The 16304-nt window shown below is 42.5% G+C and carries 17 protein-coding genes and 1 rRNA gene; all 18 read left to right on the top strand.

The features are described 5' to 3' along the window. The first annotated feature begins 44 nt into the window (after nt 1-44). Nucleotides 45-1466: a tRNA lysidine(34) synthetase TilS gene (gene tilS, locus HF078_RS15325; RefSeq protein ID WP_169291948.1), complete on the top strand. Its 1422-nt coding sequence runs from the start codon at nt 45-47 to the stop codon at nt 1464-1466. Then, nucleotides 1463-2011 (top strand): hypoxanthine phosphoribosyltransferase, encoded by a 549-nt coding sequence (gene hpt, locus HF078_RS15320; protein ID WP_010191424.1) that lies wholly within the window; start codon nt 1463-1465, stop codon nt 2009-2011. The genes tilS and hpt overlap by 4 nt, the downstream gene beginning before the upstream one ends. An 85-nt stretch (nt 2012-2096) precedes the next feature. Then, nucleotides 2097-4031, top strand: a complete 1935-nt coding sequence (ftsH, locus tag HF078_RS15315) for an ATP-dependent zinc metalloprotease FtsH (protein ID WP_169291947.1) — start codon at nt 2097-2099, stop codon at nt 4029-4031. A 121-nt stretch (nt 4032-4152) separates the two neighbouring features. Next, the gene (locus HF078_RS15310; RefSeq protein ID WP_169291937.1) at nt 4153-4575 is read left to right on the top strand and encodes a hypothetical protein; all 423 of its coding nucleotides are present in this window, start codon (nt 4153-4155) and stop codon (nt 4573-4575) included. Next, nucleotides 4550-5323 (top strand): type III pantothenate kinase, encoded by a 774-nt coding sequence (locus tag HF078_RS15305; protein WP_060666727.1) that lies wholly within the window; start codon nt 4550-4552, stop codon nt 5321-5323. The genes HF078_RS15310 and HF078_RS15305 overlap by 26 nt, the downstream gene beginning before the upstream one ends. 22 nt (nt 5324-5345) lie before the next feature. Then, nucleotides 5346-6227, top strand: a complete 882-nt coding sequence (hslO, locus tag HF078_RS15300) for an Hsp33 family molecular chaperone HslO (RefSeq protein WP_169291946.1) — start codon at nt 5346-5348, stop codon at nt 6225-6227. Nucleotides 6228-6236: 9 nt separating this feature from the next. Next, nucleotides 6237-7154, top strand: a complete 918-nt coding sequence (locus HF078_RS15295) for a peptidyl-prolyl cis-trans isomerase (protein ID WP_169291945.1) — start codon at nt 6237-6239, stop codon at nt 7152-7154. 94 nt (nt 7155-7248) lie between these two features. Next, complete coding sequence (gene cysK, locus HF078_RS15290) at nt 7249-8175, top strand: cysteine synthase A (RefSeq protein WP_169291944.1); 927 nt, start codon at nt 7249-7251, stop codon at nt 8173-8175. A 115-nt stretch (nt 8176-8290) separates the two neighbouring features. Further along, complete coding sequence (locus HF078_RS15285; RefSeq protein WP_169291980.1) at nt 8291-9721, top strand: anthranilate synthase component I family protein; 1431 nt, start codon at nt 8291-8293, stop codon at nt 9719-9721. Then, nucleotides 9718-10299 carry an aminodeoxychorismate/anthranilate synthase component II gene (gene pabA / locus HF078_RS15280; RefSeq protein WP_060666732.1) on the top strand — a complete coding sequence of 194 codons (582 nt, stop codon included), beginning with the start codon at nt 9718-9720 and terminating at the stop codon, nt 10297-10299. Before HF078_RS15285 ends, pabA begins: the two co-directional genes overlap by 4 nt. Nucleotide 10300: 1 nt before the next feature. Beyond that, on the top strand, nt 10301-11224 hold the full coding sequence (gene pabC, locus HF078_RS15275) for an aminodeoxychorismate lyase (protein ID WP_169291943.1): 924 nt from the start codon (nt 10301-10303) through the stop codon (nt 11222-11224). Next, entirely contained in the window at nt 11175-12029 is an 855-nt protein-coding gene (gene folP / locus HF078_RS15270; RefSeq protein WP_169291942.1) for a dihydropteroate synthase, read from the top strand. Before pabC ends, folP begins: the two co-directional genes overlap by 50 nt. Further along, nucleotides 12022-12384: a dihydroneopterin aldolase gene (gene folB, locus HF078_RS15265; RefSeq protein WP_169291979.1), complete on the top strand. Its 363-nt coding sequence runs from the start codon at nt 12022-12024 to the stop codon at nt 12382-12384. Before folP ends, folB begins: the two co-directional genes overlap by 8 nt. Next, nucleotides 12384-12902 carry a 2-amino-4-hydroxy-6-hydroxymethyldihydropteridine diphosphokinase gene (gene folK / locus HF078_RS15260; protein WP_169291941.1) on the top strand — a complete coding sequence of 173 codons (519 nt, stop codon included), beginning with the start codon at nt 12384-12386 and terminating at the stop codon, nt 12900-12902. Before folB ends, folK begins: the two co-directional genes overlap by 1 nt. Continuing rightward, on the top strand, nt 12854-13084 hold the full coding sequence (locus HF078_RS15255) for a helix-turn-helix domain-containing protein (protein WP_169291940.1): 231 nt from the start codon (nt 12854-12856) through the stop codon (nt 13082-13084). Before folK ends, HF078_RS15255 begins: the two co-directional genes overlap by 49 nt. Beyond that, nucleotides 13084-14085 carry a tRNA dihydrouridine synthase DusB gene (gene dusB, locus HF078_RS15250; RefSeq protein ID WP_169291939.1) on the top strand — a complete coding sequence of 334 codons (1002 nt, stop codon included), beginning with the start codon at nt 13084-13086 and terminating at the stop codon, nt 14083-14085. Before HF078_RS15255 ends, dusB begins: the two co-directional genes overlap by 1 nt. A gap of 158 nt (nt 14086-14243) precedes the next feature. Beyond that, nucleotides 14244-15734: a lysine--tRNA ligase gene (gene lysS / locus HF078_RS15245; protein WP_169291938.1), complete on the top strand. Its 1491-nt coding sequence runs from the start codon at nt 14244-14246 to the stop codon at nt 15732-15734. 417 nt (nt 15735-16151) lie between these two features. Continuing rightward, a 16S ribosomal RNA gene (locus HF078_RS15240) occupies nt 16152-16304 on the top strand; the annotation flags it as partial.

Raw genomic sequence — 16304 nt, 5'->3', positions numbered from 1 at the left:
AAAATAGAAATTATACGCGTAGATTAAAGGAATGGGTACACACTATGTGGGAGACTGTCTCGACATTCATAGATAAATATGACTTGCTGCCAGCCAACTCGACTGTGGTGGTTGGTGTCAGTGGCGGAGCAGATTCCATGGGTTTGCTTCATTATTTAGATTCCATTAAAGAAGCTAAGCGCCTGAAGCTAGTAGTAGCCCACGTCGATCATATGTTCCGAGGGGCGGAATCCGAAGAGGATATGAAGTTCGTAAAGCAACATTGTGAAAAAAGGAGTCTTCTTTTTGAAGCAGAACAAATCAATGTGTCTGCCTATCAAAAAGAGAAGAAACTCACCGTGCAAGTTGCTGCAAGAGAATGCCGCTATGCTTTTTATGAAAAAGTGATGAAGAAATATCATGCTGACTTCCTTGCGCTCGGTCACCACGCTGACGATCAGGTGGAAACCATCCTAATGAGACTTGGAAGGGGATCTTCTATGACAGGTTACGCAGGGATACTTCCTAAACGGGCCTTTGGAGATGGAGTGATTATTCGTCCGTTCTTGACTGTAACAAAGTCTGAAATCATGGAATATCTCACTGTCTATGACGTTCCATTCAGGCATGACCCCAGCAATGACAAGGACACCTACAGAAGAAACAGGCTGCGGCATCACATTCTACCAATATTGAAGGAGGAATTTCCTGGACTTCATGAAAGGTTTCAAGCTTTCAGCGAGCAAATACAGGAGAGTGAACAATACATAGAGGCGTTAATGGAAAAGGAATGGATTGCCGTTATTAAGAGTAAAGCAATCAATAGAGTGATATTGGATACCAAACCATTGCTTTTAATGGCTAAACCTTTACAAAGGCGTGGGATTCAACTAATATTAAACTATCTCTATAATAATGAAATTCCTCCATCTCTTTCCTCTATACATATTGATAATTTATTATCCTTATTGGAAAGTGAACACCCTTCTGGAAGGCTGCATTTCCCAAATGGCTTACAGGTTATCAAATCCTATAATGAATGCACATTGACATTTGATGAGGATAAACGTGATAAAGCCTACAAGCATATGCTTGAAGTCCCTGGTAATGTGGCGTTACCTACCGATTTTATGATCACCAGTGAGATTCAGACACAAGAACAACCTCAAGATGTCAAAGAAAATCAAGCTGTGATTGATTTATCGAAGGTCGCTCTTCCGCTATATGTGAGAACCCGTTTAGACGGCGATCGAATGAAACTGAAGGGGACAAACGGTTCCAAAAAAATCAAAAGCATCTTCATTGAAGGTAAAGTACCTCTTCAACAACGAGAACTATGGCCTTTAATCGTCGATGCCAACCATGAGATTTTGTGGATACCCATGCTTAAACGTTCCGCTTTCGAAGCAACAGAGGAAACGATGGGTCCTGTTTTAGTATTAACTTGCAAAACGAGTCAAAAAGTTTGGGAGGCAACAAAGAAATGAACAAAGATATCGAAAAAGTACTCTTTAGTGAAGAAGAGCTTCAAGTAAAGGTTAGAGAACTAGGTGCACAATTAACAGAAGACTACAGTGATCGTTTTCCTTTGGCGATTGGTGTGTTAAAAGGCGCAATGCCTTTCATGGGTGACCTTATCAAACGTATGGATACATATTTGGAAATGGATTTCATGGACGTTTCAAGCTACGGAAATTCCACTGTTTCCTCTGGTGAAGTAAAGATCCTAAAAGACTTAGATACTTCAGTAGAAGGAAGAGACATCCTGATCATCGAAGACATCATCGACAGCGGTTTGACGCTAAGCTACCTAGTGGAATTATTCCGCTACCGCAAAGCGAAATCTATCAAGATTGTTACACTACTTGACAAACCAAGTGGAAGAAAAGCTGATATCACAGCTGACTATGTTGGGTTCATCGTACCAGATGAATTTGTTGTAGGTTATGGCCTTGATTATGCTGAAAAATATCGTAACCTTCCGTATATCGGAGTATTAAAACCTGAAATTTATTCTAACGTAGAAGAATAAGCTATCCCAATACAGATTCCTTGAATTGGATTAATTTACTATGTTACTATTGGTTTAGTTTGGCTATCGTGGGAGGAGGTAAGGGATGAACAGAATATTTCGTAATACCATCTTTTATTTATTAATATTTTTAGTGGTCATTGGTGTTGTGAGCTTTTTCAATAGCCCTAACACGAGCGAAAAACCGATCACCTATAATACATTCATCCAAAATCTTGAAGAAAATAAGGTGGAAGTATTCACCATTCAGCCAACGCGTTCGGTGTATGAAGCGCGTGGTAAGTTGGAAGGCGCTAAAGAAGGAGAGACTTTTGTATCCGTATTTCCAAATAGTGCAAGTGCTTTGGAACGTGTAGAATCCATTGCCCAAGAGCAAAAAATTCCAATGACAGTTGATCCGGCGGAAGAAACGAGCGGATGGGTAACCTTCTTTACTTCCATCATTCCTTTTGTCATTATTTTTATCTTATTCTTCTTCTTACTTAATCAAGCGCAGGGCGGCGGAAGTCGTGTCATGAACTTTGGTAAAAGTAAGGCAAAGCTATATAGCGAAGAGAAGAAAAAGGTTAAATTTAAAGACGTTGCCGGTGCAGATGAGGAAAAGCAAGAGCTTGTCGAGGTTGTGGAATTCTTGAAGGATCCACGTAAATTCTCCGAGCTTGGTGCACGTATCCCTAAAGGGGTTCTGCTTGTTGGACCTCCTGGTACAGGTAAAACGTTACTAGCAAGAGCGGTTGCAGGAGAAGCTGGAGTACCATTCTTCTCTATCAGTGGATCTGACTTTGTGGAAATGTTCGTCGGGGTCGGTGCATCCCGTGTGCGTGACCTTTTTGAAAATGCGAAAAAGAACGCTCCATGTATCATTTTCATCGATGAAATCGATGCAGTAGGTCGCCAACGTGGCGCAGGCCTAGGTGGAGGTCATGATGAGCGTGAACAGACTTTAAACCAATTGCTTGTTGAAATGGATGGTTTCGGAGCGAATGAAGGGATCATTATCGTTGCCGCAACGAACAGACCGGACATTCTTGACCCGGCTTTATTGAGACCTGGTCGCTTTGACCGTCAAATCACGGTAGATCGTCCTGACTTGAAAGGCCGTGAAGCAGTACTGAAAGTCCATGCAAGAAATAAACCTATCGATGATAGTATCAATATGAAGACAATTGCGATGCGTACCCCTGGTTTCTCTGGGGCGGACCTTGAGAACTTGTTGAATGAAGCGGCACTTGTTGCTGCAAGACAAGACAAGAAGCATATCGATATGTTGGATATTGATGAGGCGATTGATAGAGTAATTGCTGGACCTGCTAAAAAGAGCAGAGTTATCTCTCAAAAAGAGCGTAATATCGTTGCATACCATGAAGCGGGCCATACTATTATCGGTGTCGTATTGGATGAAGCTGATACGGTACATAAAGTGACAATTGTACCTCGCGGGCAGGCTGGAGGATATGCGGTCATGCTTCCAAAAGAAGATCGTTACTTTATGACTAAACCAGAGCTATTAGATAAGATCACAGGTCTATTGGGTGGTCGTGTTGCAGAGGAAATCACATTTGGTGAAGCAAGTACTGGTGCCCATAATGACTTCCAACGTGCAACAGGTATAGCGCGTAAAATGGTAACCGAATACGGAATGAGCGAAAAGCTTGGTCCATTACAATTTGGTCAGGCTTCAGGAGGGCAAGTCTTCCTTGGCCGTGATATCCAAAATGAGCAAAACTACAGTGATGCCATTGCACACCAAATTGATATGGAGATTCAACGTTTCATCAAAGAGTGTTATGAAAGAGCGAAGCAAATTCTTACCGAGAACCGAGATAAGCTGGAGCTTGTAGCACAAACTCTTTTAGAAGTTGAAACACTTGATGCAGATCAAATCAGACACCTATATGATAAAGGGAAGCTTCCAGAACTTCCTACAAAGACTGATGGTGGCGAAGATGTGAAAGTGAATATCAACTCTAAAAAAGATGAAAACAAAACTGAATCCACTGATCAAAACAAACCTGAATAAACAAAAAGGTGCCTGGAGTAAAATCAGGCACCTTTTTTATGTAATCCAAAAGTGTCAAATAGAATTCCCCCCCTGTTGACTGAAGTGCAGAGGTGAGACTCCCTGCGGGGAAGTAGCGGCAATGTTGAGAGCAATCACGAAGGAGAACGCAGAAAAACTGAAAATTTATGTGGTGAAAGAATTTATAGCTGTTGATTGGAGCAAAAGGCGAAGACTCCTGAGGGAGATAGCGCTCGGTGGAGACCCCACAGGCGTAGCCGAGGAGGCTCCAGCAGCGCCCCTAGGAAAGCGAAGCCATTTGAGGAAATCAACAGCGGCGTTAAAGAGGTCAAACGATGTGAAGAGGCTCAAGGTCGCCCCTAAGAAAGCGAACCCCGGAACGGAAGGGGACAGGGAGTTAACGCGAACAGTAGAATTCTGTCGAATCATGATTTCCCAAGGAATAATCATTTCTATTGGGTCAGTTAGGTTACCATATAGTATAATGAAACTAATTTTAAAGCATGGTGGGGATATAAATGTTATTTGTGTTAGATGTCGGTAATACCAATACCGTAATAGGTGTATATGACGGAGAAGAATTAAAACATCATTGGCGTGTCGAAACAAGCCGTAATAAAACAGAAGACGAATTTGGGATGATCTTTAAATCTCTCCTTGAACATGTGGGCTTAAGTTTTAAAGACTTTGAAGGAATCATCATTTCTTCCGTTGTGCCGCCAATCATGTTCTCCCTTGAAAGAATGTGTCAAAAATATTTTCATCTGAAACCATTGATTGTAGGACCAGGAATCAAAACAGGCTTAAACATAAAGTATGAAAATCCTAGAGAAGTTGGTGCAGACAGAATCGTCAATGCGGTCGCAGGGATCCATCTTTATGGAAGCCCATTAATCATTGTGGACTTTGGGACTGCAACCACGTATTGCTACATAAACGAGGACAAGCAATATATGGGCGGCGCAATCGCGCCGGGAATCAGCATTTCCACAGAAGCGCTTTATTCACGTGCATCCAAGCTTCCTAGAATAGAAATAGCAAGACCAGATGGAGTAATTGGTAAAAACACCGTAAGTGCGATGCAAGCGGGTATTCTTTTTGGCTATGTTGGTCAAGTTGAGGGTATCGTAAATCGTATGAAGAGACAAAGTGACGTAACACCTAAAGTGATTGCTACTGGTGGCCTTGCCGCGCTTATCGGTAATGAATCAGATGTCATTGATATCGTAGATCCTTTCTTAACGTTGAAGGGACTGCATTTGATTTACATGAAAAATACTAAAGAGGATTGAAAGTCGAAAGGAGCTAACTAGCATGTCAGACTATCTCGTAAAAGCTTTGGCTTTTGAAGGCCAGGTACGTGCATATGGAATTAGAACAACAGAAACAGTGGGGGAAGCTCAACAACGCCATCAGACTTGGCCAACCGCTTCTGCTGCACTAGGACGGGCGATGACTGCTTCCGTCATGATGGGTGCGATGTTAAAGGGAGAAAATAAACTTACCGTGAAAATTGATGGCGGTGGTCCAATTGGGGTAATTTTAGTCGACAGCAATGCAAAGGGACAAGTTCGAGGCTATGTTACAAACCCACAAACGCATTTTGATTTGAATCAGCACGGCAAGCTTGATGTAGCACGTGCGGTCGGAACCAACGGAACGCTTTCTGTTGTTAAAGACCTCGGACTTAGAGAACATTTCTCTGGTCAAACCGAATTGATATCAGGAGAGCTGGGAGAGGATTTTACTTATTACCTTGTTTCTTCCGAACAGGTTCCTTCTGCAGTCGGAGTGGGTGTGCTTGTTAACCCTGACAACACTATTCTTGCATCGGGAGGATTCATCATTCAGCTTTTACCTGGAACGTCAGAAGAGACGATCACGTTGATTGAAGAGAAAATCAACAATATGACTCCTGTTTCAAAATTAATTGAAAGAGGCTTATCGCCGGAGGAACTTCTGACAGACATTCTTGGTGAAGGGAATGTTAAGTTCCTGGAAACCATGCCGATTGAATTTAAATGTACATGTTCAAAAGAACGCTTTGAACAAGCGATTATCTCATTGGGCGAGAAGGATATAACAGAAATTATCGAGGAAGACGGTCAAGCAGAAACACACTGTCATTTCTGTAATGCAAAGTATCTTTTCAGCAAAGAGGAATTAGAGGCAATGAGGGAGCAAGTAAAAGGCTAGGGGGCACATATGAACCAAAAGCGGAGATTAAAACAAAAGTGGGTATGGAATATCATTTTTGGTCTTGTGATTATTAATTGTCTCACTCTAGCTGTAGTGGTAAAACAGAGCTTCTCGTTAAAAGAGGCAGCTTTTGTCAATGGTCAAGCCAATATTGTTGCAACAGTTGGAGATACCGTCATCACGAGGAAAGATATGTTAGAGGAACTTGAAGGCATGTATGGACAGGAAATGCTGACGAAAATGGTCAATAATGAAGTGGTTAAGCAAATTGCGAAGAAATACAAGGTGACAGTATCGGAACAGTCGGTCGACAGAGAATGGAAAATGATTAAAACGATGTACAGCCGTTCTCCTATGCATACAAATACTTCTGAAGAGCTTGTGAAGGAACAGATTCGTTCTAGCTTATTGCTTGAAGAATTACTTGTTAAAGATGTCACGATACCTGAAACGGAATTGCAAAGTTATTATCAAGAAAATAAGCAGCTATATACGATTGAGGATTCTTTTCATCTCTCACATATTATTGTAGAGACCAAGGACGAGGCGGAAACTGTTGTAAAGGAACTAAAAGATGGATCCAATTTTACGTCTCTTGCAATGGAAGTTTCAACGGATGAGTTGACGGCAAATCAAGGAGGAGACCTTGGATTTTTAACACATGAATCGCAAGTCTATCCAACAGTCTATATGACAGAAGCTGCAAACCTAAAAGAAAAGTCGTGGAGCGATCCCATTTCTGTTGACGGAAAGTATGCAATCATCTACCTTCATGAAAAAATGGACGGAGTCACATATTCCTTTGAAGAAGTAAAAGATCAGATTCGACGACATCTTGCAATGGAACACATGGACGGTTCGGTGGATGCCTCGATATTCTGGGACGAAGTGGGTGTGGAGTGGAACCTTCCTTCTGCACAATAGGTCGAACCAAATAAATTGACAATTCAGATTTAATGGTGTTAAATGGGATTAATCCGACAAAAACACTAAGTTTTAGAGGCAGGGGGAAAAATAAATGGTACGAGTAGCAAATTCTATTGATGAGTTAGTCGGGAATACTCCCGTCGTAAAGCTAAATCGAATTGTAGAAGAAGACATGGCAGATGTGTATCTGAAGCTTGAATTTATGAATCCTGGCAGCAGTGTAAAGGATCGTATCGCCCTAGCGATGATTGACGCTGCTATTGAAGACGGCAAGTTAAAAGAAGGCGACACCATTATCGAGCCAACAAGTGGAAACACCGGAATTGGTCTCGCAATGATTGCGGCAGCTAAAGGACTTAAGGCTATCTTGGTCATGCCTGAGACGATGAGTTTGGAGAGAAGAAATCTCCTCCGTGCATATGGAGCAGAATTAGTGCTTACACCTGGTCCGGAAGGCATGGGTGGGGCGATTAGAAAAGCGGAAGAATTGGCAAAAGAAAAAGGGTTGTTCATGCCGCAGCAATTCAATAATCCGGCAAATCCTGAAATTCACCGTAACACGACAGGCAGAGAAATTGTAAAACAATTCAGCGGCGGTCTGGATGCCTTTGTTTCCGGTATCGGAACAGGCGGTACTATAACAGGTGCTGGGGAGGTCTTAAAGGAGGCATTCCCAGGAATTAAGATAGTAGCTATAGAGCCTGCGGATTCCCCGGTGCTTTCTGGTGGAAAACCAGGCCCCCACAAAATTCAAGGAATTGGTGCAGGGTTTGTACCTTCAATTTTAGATACAAACATTTACGATCAAATTATCACAGTGAAAAATGAAGAGGCATTTGAATATGCACGCCTTGCCGCTAAACGTGAAGGCTTGCTTGGGGGTATTTCTTCCGGCGCTGCCATTTCTGCGGCACTGCAAGTGGCTAAGGAGCTAGGAAAAGGCAAAAAGGTGCTGGCAATTATCCCTAGTAATGGGGAACGCTATTTGAGTACACCATTATATCAATTTGAAGAATAGGTTATCTTAAGGGGAACAGTCTGTTGAACTGTTTCCCTTTTCTTTTATCGTGCATCCGAGTGTAATTTTCATGTAATATAAGGGTAGTATGCAATTTAGGAGCGTGACAGCAAGAATGCAAAAGGTGCCTGTAGGAATTAAGCTAACGTTAAATGAAGATCAATGGTTTAAAAAATATAAAGCACTTGCAAAGGACAAGCCTTATCATGTCCTTTTGGAGAGTGGACGTGGGGGGAGATACCATATTATCGGGCTCGACCCAATTGCCTCTATTCAAGGGAAAGGACAAGAGCTGCACATTGACTATCACGATGGGAAAAAGGAAAAGAGAAGTGGCAATCCTTTATCTTCATTACAAGAAATCATTTCTGAGCGATCTATTCAGAAACTACAAGGTTTCCCTGACTTTACAGGAGGAGCAATTGGCTATTTGACCTATGATTGTGTCAGATACATTGAGCGTTTATCGGAAATAGCAGAGGATGACTTGGCCTTGCCTGATCTTTACTTTTTGTTATTTGATGATGTGTTCGTATATGACAAGCAAGAGAGCGTGCTTTATTTAATTAGCCATTCTCGTGAAGGACAAGAAGGGACCGCCAAAGCACGACTCGAGCAATATAAAAAGCAATGGGAACAGCCAGTGGAAGAATCTAGCTATCCCTATACATCAGAAAGACAACCTATAGAAAACAGAGAGGTCTCTTTTACAGAAGAGGACTTCATAAAAGCTGTGAAAAAGGTTCAAGCATATATAGCACAAGGTGATGTTTTTCAGGTGAATCTTTCTGTCAGACAGGCAGAGCCACTCATGACTCATCCGATGGAAGTATACTCCTCTTTGAGAAAGATTAACCCTTCACCATATATGGGGTATTTGCAGTTTCCTGATTTCCAGCTGGTCAGCGGTTCCCCGGAACTTTTAGTTAAGAAAAAAGGAGATATGGTAAGTACGCGGCCAATTGCAGGGACCAGATCCCGTGGCAAGACGGACGAAGAGGACCTCAAGCTTGCACAAGAGCTGATTGATAATGAAAAAGAGCGTGCCGAACATGTCATGCTAGTGGACCTGGAGCGGAATGACCTGGGCCGGGTCTGTGAGTACGGCACGGTAGAAGTGAATGAGTTCATGGCTATCGAAAAATATTCGCATGTCATGCACATTGTCTCCAATGTTCAGGGGAAATTGAAAGAAGGAAAGAATATTTCTGATATCATCGAGGCGACTTTCCCCGGCGGTACGATAACAGGTGCTCCCAAGGTTAGGACAATGGAGATCATAGAAGAACTTGAGCCGGTAAGACGTTCTGTATATACTGGTTCCATAGGGTGGATTGGCTATGATGGAGAGATGGAATTGAATATCTCCATCCGAACAATGATTGCTAAAGACGGAATGGCTTATGTACAGGCCGGTGCTGGAGTGGTCATTGATTCTGTGCCGAAGCGGGAATATAAGGAATCTTTAAAGAAAGCCGCAGCCTTATGGAAAGCGAAAGAGCTGAGTGAAGAAGAGTTAAAAAAACGAGCAGAGGTGAGAGTATGATTTTAATGATTGATAATTATGATTCATTTACGTACAACTTGGTGCAATATTTAGGAGAGCTTGGAGAGGAATTAGTGGTAAAGCGAAACGACGAAATTACCATTGAGGAGATAGAAGCGCTTAATCCAGAGTTTTTAATGATATCTCCTGGACCTTGTTCGCCGAATGAGGCAGGAATTAGTTTAGAAGTAATCAAGCATTTTGCCGGTAAGAAACCAATCTTTGGAGTATGCCTTGGACATCAATCGATTGCCCAAGTGTTTGGTGGAGACGTGATACAGGCGGAAAGATTGATGCATGGCAAGACATCTGAGATGCATCATGACGGGAAGACAATTTTCCGTACCTTGGCAAATCCATTTGTTGCGACAAGATACCATTCTTTAATTGTGAAAAAGGAAACCCTTCCGGAGTGCTTTGAAATAACAGCATGGACAGATCAGGATGAGATAATGGCCATCCGCCACAAAGAGCTGCCAATCGAAGGAGTTCAATTTCATCCGGAATCCATCATGACCTCCGTAGGTAAAGAATTATTGCGCAACTTCATCTCAACCTACTCTACCAAAAAGGTATAACATGATTGTTTATAAAGACGGAAGCTGGCAGCCGATAGAAGAGACAAATGTTTCGGTTATGGACCATGGTTTTCTATACGGGGTGGGGCTTTTTGAAACGTTCCGTACGTATTACGGCATCCCGTTCTTGTTTCACGATCACATGAAACGTTTAAGGGACGGGTTAGAGTCGGTCTATATAGAGTGGGACCATTCAGATGAGCAGTTATATAAATTGGTAACAGAAGCATTAGAGAAAAACGATTTAACGGATGGTGTAATCCGGCTCAATGTTACAGCCGGCATCAGTAACTGGGGGCTTCCCACAGAGACTTACCGGGCCCCGTCCTTGTTGTTATTTACAAGGCCTGTACCTGAACACAATACAGCGAGTAAACATGCTGTAATTTTAAAGCGGAGACGCAATACACCAGAAGGTGATACGAGGTTAAAGTCTCACCACTATTTAAATAATCTTTTAGGTAAAAGGGAGTTAGGGACTCAGCTGGATGTAGAGGGGATCTTTCTTACACAGGAAGGCTTTGTGGCAGAAGGACTTGTTTCCAATATTTTTTGGATAAAAGGGGACACGGTCTATACCCCGAGCATTTCAACAGGCATTCTAAATGGAGTGACCAGAAAGTTCATTCTGCATTTATGCGCTCTTCTCAACCTGGAAGTGAAAGAAGGGGAGTTCCCCCTAGAGGACCTTCTGGGAGCGGATGAGGTATTCGTCACCAACTCCACCCAGGAAATAATAAGAATCAATAAACTTGATGACACAGTATTCCCTATGGTTGAGACATCTTGGCTCACTTGTCTCAAAGATTTATATAAACAGAGTACAGAACAGCAATTGATGACCTATCAACAGGTAAAGAAGGTAGATTGGAAAAATGGGAAATACAAACTTATATCAAACGAAGCTGATATGTGGACCATATAACTTGCCGCTGGGTGAAAGAACCTTAATAATGGGGATCTTGAATGCCACGCCAGATTCTTTTTCCGATGGAGGCAAATACAACGAAGTGGAAATGGCAGTCTTGCGTGCTAAGGAACTCGTCGAACAAGGGGCCGACATCCTTGATATAGGCGGGGAATCGACTAGGCCCGGTGCGGAGAAGGTGAGTCTGGAAATGGAGCTGGAGCGGGTCATTCCAGTTATCCAAGCAATATCAAAGGAAGTGCAAGTGCCCATATCCATTGACACCTATAAAGCAGAAGTGGCAAGGCAGGCAATTCAGGCAGGGGCCCATATCATCAATGACGTATGGGGGGCTAAGGGAGACCTTGATATGCCTTCTGTTGCAGCGGAGCTTCAAGTACCGATCATACTTATGCAAAATCGGAAAGAGCGGGACTATCACCAATTGATTCCGGATATGATCAGTGACTTGTTTGAGAGTATTACATTGGTCAAACTTGCCGGGGTGAAGGATGAAAACATTATCTTGGACCCGGGGATAGGGTTTGCTAAAACATATGAAGACAATATCAAAGTGATGCAAAAGCTTGAGCACTTCCATACGCTTGGTTACCCACTTCTCCTTGGTACGTCTAGAAAAAGGTTTATCGGCCATGTGTTAGATCTTCCGGCGGAGGAGAGAATGGAAGGGACCGGGGCTACGGTGTGTCTTGGCATACAGAAAGGCTGCCACATTGTCCGTGTACATGATGTAAAAGAGATTGCGCGTATGGCGAAAATGATGGATGCGATGCTTTATGAAGGAGGGCTTTCCTATCGATAAGATATATGTAAATCAGATGAAATTCTACGGATACCATGGCGTTTTTCCAGAAGAAACAAAACTCGGCCAACGGTTTATAATTGATCTGATAGTGGAACTTGATCTATCCAAAGCAGGTAAATCCGATGATCTAACACAATCCGTCAATTATGCGGACCTCTATAATACATGTAAAAAAGTAGTGGAGGGTGAAACGCATAAATTAGTCGAAACCGTTGCGGAGAGAATCGCAGAGGAGATTTTGTCATCCTTTGAACGGATTAAAAGTTGTACCATCAAAGCCATCAAGCCGGATCCTCCAATCCCTGGACATTATGAATCTGTCGCAGTAGAAATTACGAGGGGCCGATCCTAATGAATACAGCCTATATTGCCTTGGGGTCCAATCAAGGAAACCGTGCCCGGTACCTTCAGGATGCAGTAGACAAAATCCATCAACATGACAAGATAATAGTAGAGAAGGAATCATCCATCTACGAAACAGATCCTGTCGGCTATACAGAACAGGACAAGTTTTTAAATATGGTAATTAAAGTAAAAACTCATTTGACATCTGTTGATTTATTAAAGGTATTACAAGGATTTGAGCATCTTTTTGGCAGGAAAAGAGAAGTGCGATGGGGTCCGCGTACTTTAGACCTTGACATTTTATTGTATAACCAAGAAAATATTGAAACAGAAGAGCTTATTATCCCGCATCCAAGAATGTGGGAAAGAGCTTTTGTTTTTGTTCCTTTAATGGAGATCGCGGAAAATAATGATCTGCCCATAGAGATAGATAGAAAAGAACTACTTGCACAACAAGATAGAGAAGGGGTACATGTATGGAAGCCGAGAAGTGGGGAAGACGTATCCGGGCTTACCGAAAGCTGAAAGGATATACCCAAGAATCATTTGCGAAGAATCTTCATATATCAGTCTCTGTTTTAGGAGAGGTTGAACGAGGAAACCGCGTTCCCTCACAAGAATTAGTTCAGTCGATTGCCGATGAACTAAATATTACGGTTAAGGAACTCGAACCACCAGAACTAAAAAGGGAGGAGGTCAACAACTAATGTTAAAAATCGGCAATATCAACATGAAAAACCAAGTGGTCTTAGCGCCGATGGCTGGAGTTTGTAATGCCGCGTTCCGTCTGACGGTGAAAGAATTCGGAGCGGGCCTTGTCTGTGCCGAGATGGTAAGTGACAAAGCGATCCTCTATAAAAATGCTAAAACGATGGGTATGCTTTATATTGATGAGCGCGAAAAACCGCTTAGCCTGCAAATCTTCGGAGGCGAGAAAGATACGCTTGTCGAAGCGGCAAAATTTGTGGACAAAAACACAACAGCAGACATTATTGATATTAATATGGGATGCCCGGTACCAAAGATCGTCAAGTGTGACGCAGGTGCCAAATGGCTGCTTGATCCGAACAAAATTTATGAGATGGTAGCAGCTGTTGTTGATGCAGTCGACAAGCCGGTCACGGTTAAAATGCGGACAGGCTGGGACGAAGATCACATCTTTGCCATTGAAAATGCCCGTGCCGTTGAACGCGCAGGCGGGCAAGCGGTAGCCGTACATGGTCGTACTAGAGTACAAATGTATGAGGGACATGCAGACTGGGACATCATTAAGCAGGTAAAAGAATCTGTTAACATTCCTGTCATCGGAAACGGAGACGTTCAAACTCCTCAAGATGCAAAAAGAATGCTTGAGGAAACGGGAGTGGACGGTGTCATGATTGGTCGCGCGGCACTCGGAAACCCATGGATGATCTATAGTACGGTACAGTACTTGGAAACAGGAAAGCTTGTTGGGGAACCATCTGTACGTGAAAAAATGGACGTATGTAAGCTGCACCTTGATCGTCTTATCGACCTTAAAGGAGAAAATACAGCAGTGCGCGAAATGCGCAAACATACAGCGTGGTACCTAAAAGGCATCCGCGGCAACGCAATAGTACGTAACTCTATTAATGAATGCAACACAAGAATGGATCTTGTAAGTTTGCTTGATAACCTTGTAGAAGAGTCTGAGGAAAAAGAAGCAATGACTTCTCAAGCGATCTAAACTACGCTAGGCGACTGTACCTCAAAAACACTATCGAACTGCCAGTAAGTTGTTACTGGCAGTTTTAGCTTTATTTATAGTTGGAAAGTCTATATGATAGATAAAAGAAAAGCTGCTACATAAATGAGTAGATAAATTACTAGTTGGAGTTGAATAGAATGAGTCAAGAAGAATTAAACTTGAATGATCAGTTAATGGTTAGGAGAGAAAAATTACAAAAACACCGCGATAAAGGGTTGGATCCGTTTGGAGCTAGATTTGAGCGCACAAACGACTCCAAAGAACTGATTAACCAATACGGCGAAATCGAAAAAGAACAGTTGGACGAACAGGAAATCGCTGTAACCCTTGCTGGTCGTATTATGACAAAGCGCGGTAAAGGAAAAGCGGGTTTTGCACATATCCAGGACCTTACTGGCCAAATCCAATTGTATGTTCGTAAAGATGCAGTAGGAGAAGAAGCATACGAAATCTTCAATTCAGCAGATATCGGTGACATTGTCGGAGTATCAGGTTTTATTTTTAAAACAAAAGTAGGTGAGCTTTCTATTAAAGCGACTTCTTTTGAACTTCTAACAAAAGCATTGCGCCCGCTGCCTGAGAAATATCACGGACTTAAAGACGTGGAACAACGGTACCGTCAACGCTATCTTGACCTAATTACAAACCCAGAAAGCAGAGAAACATTCATTGCACGTTCTAAGATCATCCAAGCGATGCGCCGCTACCTGGACGACCATGGTTATCTGGAAGTGGAAACGCCAATGATGCACTCTATTGCCGGCGGAGCATCAGCACGTCCGTTTATTACACATCACAACACATTAGATATGACTCTATACATGCGTATCGCCATCGAGCTTCACCTAAAACGCCTGATTGTCGGCGGCTTAGAGAAAGTCTATGAAATTGGCCGTGTTTTCCGTAACGAAGGTGTATCCACTAGACATAACCCGGAATTCACCATGATTGAACTATATGAAGCATACGCAGACTATAAAGACATCATGAGCCTTACAGAAAACCTTGTTGCTCACATCGCCAAGGAAGTATTGGGCAGCACCAAGGTTCAGTATGCCGACAGCGAAATTGATCTGACACCTGAGTGGAAGCGACTGCACATGGTTGACGCGGTCAAAGAAGCAACAGGCGTAGACTTCTGGCAGCAGATGACAGACGAAGACGCTCGTGCTCTTGCAAAAGAACACGGCATTCAAATTACAGAACATATGCAGTTCGGTCATATCTTAAACGAATTCTTCGAGCAGAAAGTAGAAGAAACGCTTATTCAACCTACATTCATTTACGGGCATCCAGTGGAAATTTCTCCACTAGCGAAGAAAAATGCAGAAGACCCACGCTTCACTGATCGTTTTGAATTGTTCATTGTTGGCCGTGAGCATGCCAATGCCTTCACTGAGCTTAACGATCCAATCGATCAAAAAGAGCGTTTTGAAGCACAACTTAAAGAAAAAGAGCAAGGTAATGACGAAGCACACGAAATGGATCACGACTTCATCGAGGCACTTGAATACGGTATGCCGCCAACAGGTGGTCTCGGAATTGGAATTGACCGCCTTGTTATGTTGTTGACAAACTCTCCTTCTATTAGAGATGTGTTGTTATTCCCGCAAATGAGACACCGTTAATTTTAAAATGTAACGCCGCACTGTAGAATAAGCAGTGCGGCGTTTTTTAGTTTAGAGAAAGAATAAAAGGAGTTTTAGAAAAAGAGCAAAAAGGCACACTGAATAATGAGACTATTACAACATTATCATTTAACGAAAATAATCGAAAAAACCTATTGCCTTTGTATTCTAGCGATGGTATATTAATATTCGTTGTCACAAACGACATCGTTTCTTCTAAAAAAAGAATTGAAAAAAGTTGTTGACACAAACTGATTGATTTGATAAGATAATAAAGTCGCCTTGAGAGAGACGACAGAGTAAATGATCTTTGAAAACTAAACAAAACAACAGCGTCATAACGTAGGTTCTACGGAACACGACAAAATGAATTTAAGTAACACAAGCTAGCAAATTTTGAGCAAAAGCTCAGACTCTTGATTGGAGAGGTTGATCCTGGCTAAGGACGAACGCTGGCGGCGTGCCTAATACATGCAAGTCGAGCGGACCGTTTAAAAGCGTGCTTTTGAAAGGTCAGCGGCGGACGGGTGAGTAACACGTGGGCAACCTGCCTGTAAGACTGGGATAACT

It is taken from the genome of Bacillus sp. RO2, assembly GCF_012911845.1.
GTDB lineage: Bacteria > Bacillota > Bacilli > Bacillales > Bacillaceae_I > Sutcliffiella_A.
This window is presented reverse-complemented; position numbering and strand designations above follow the sequence as displayed.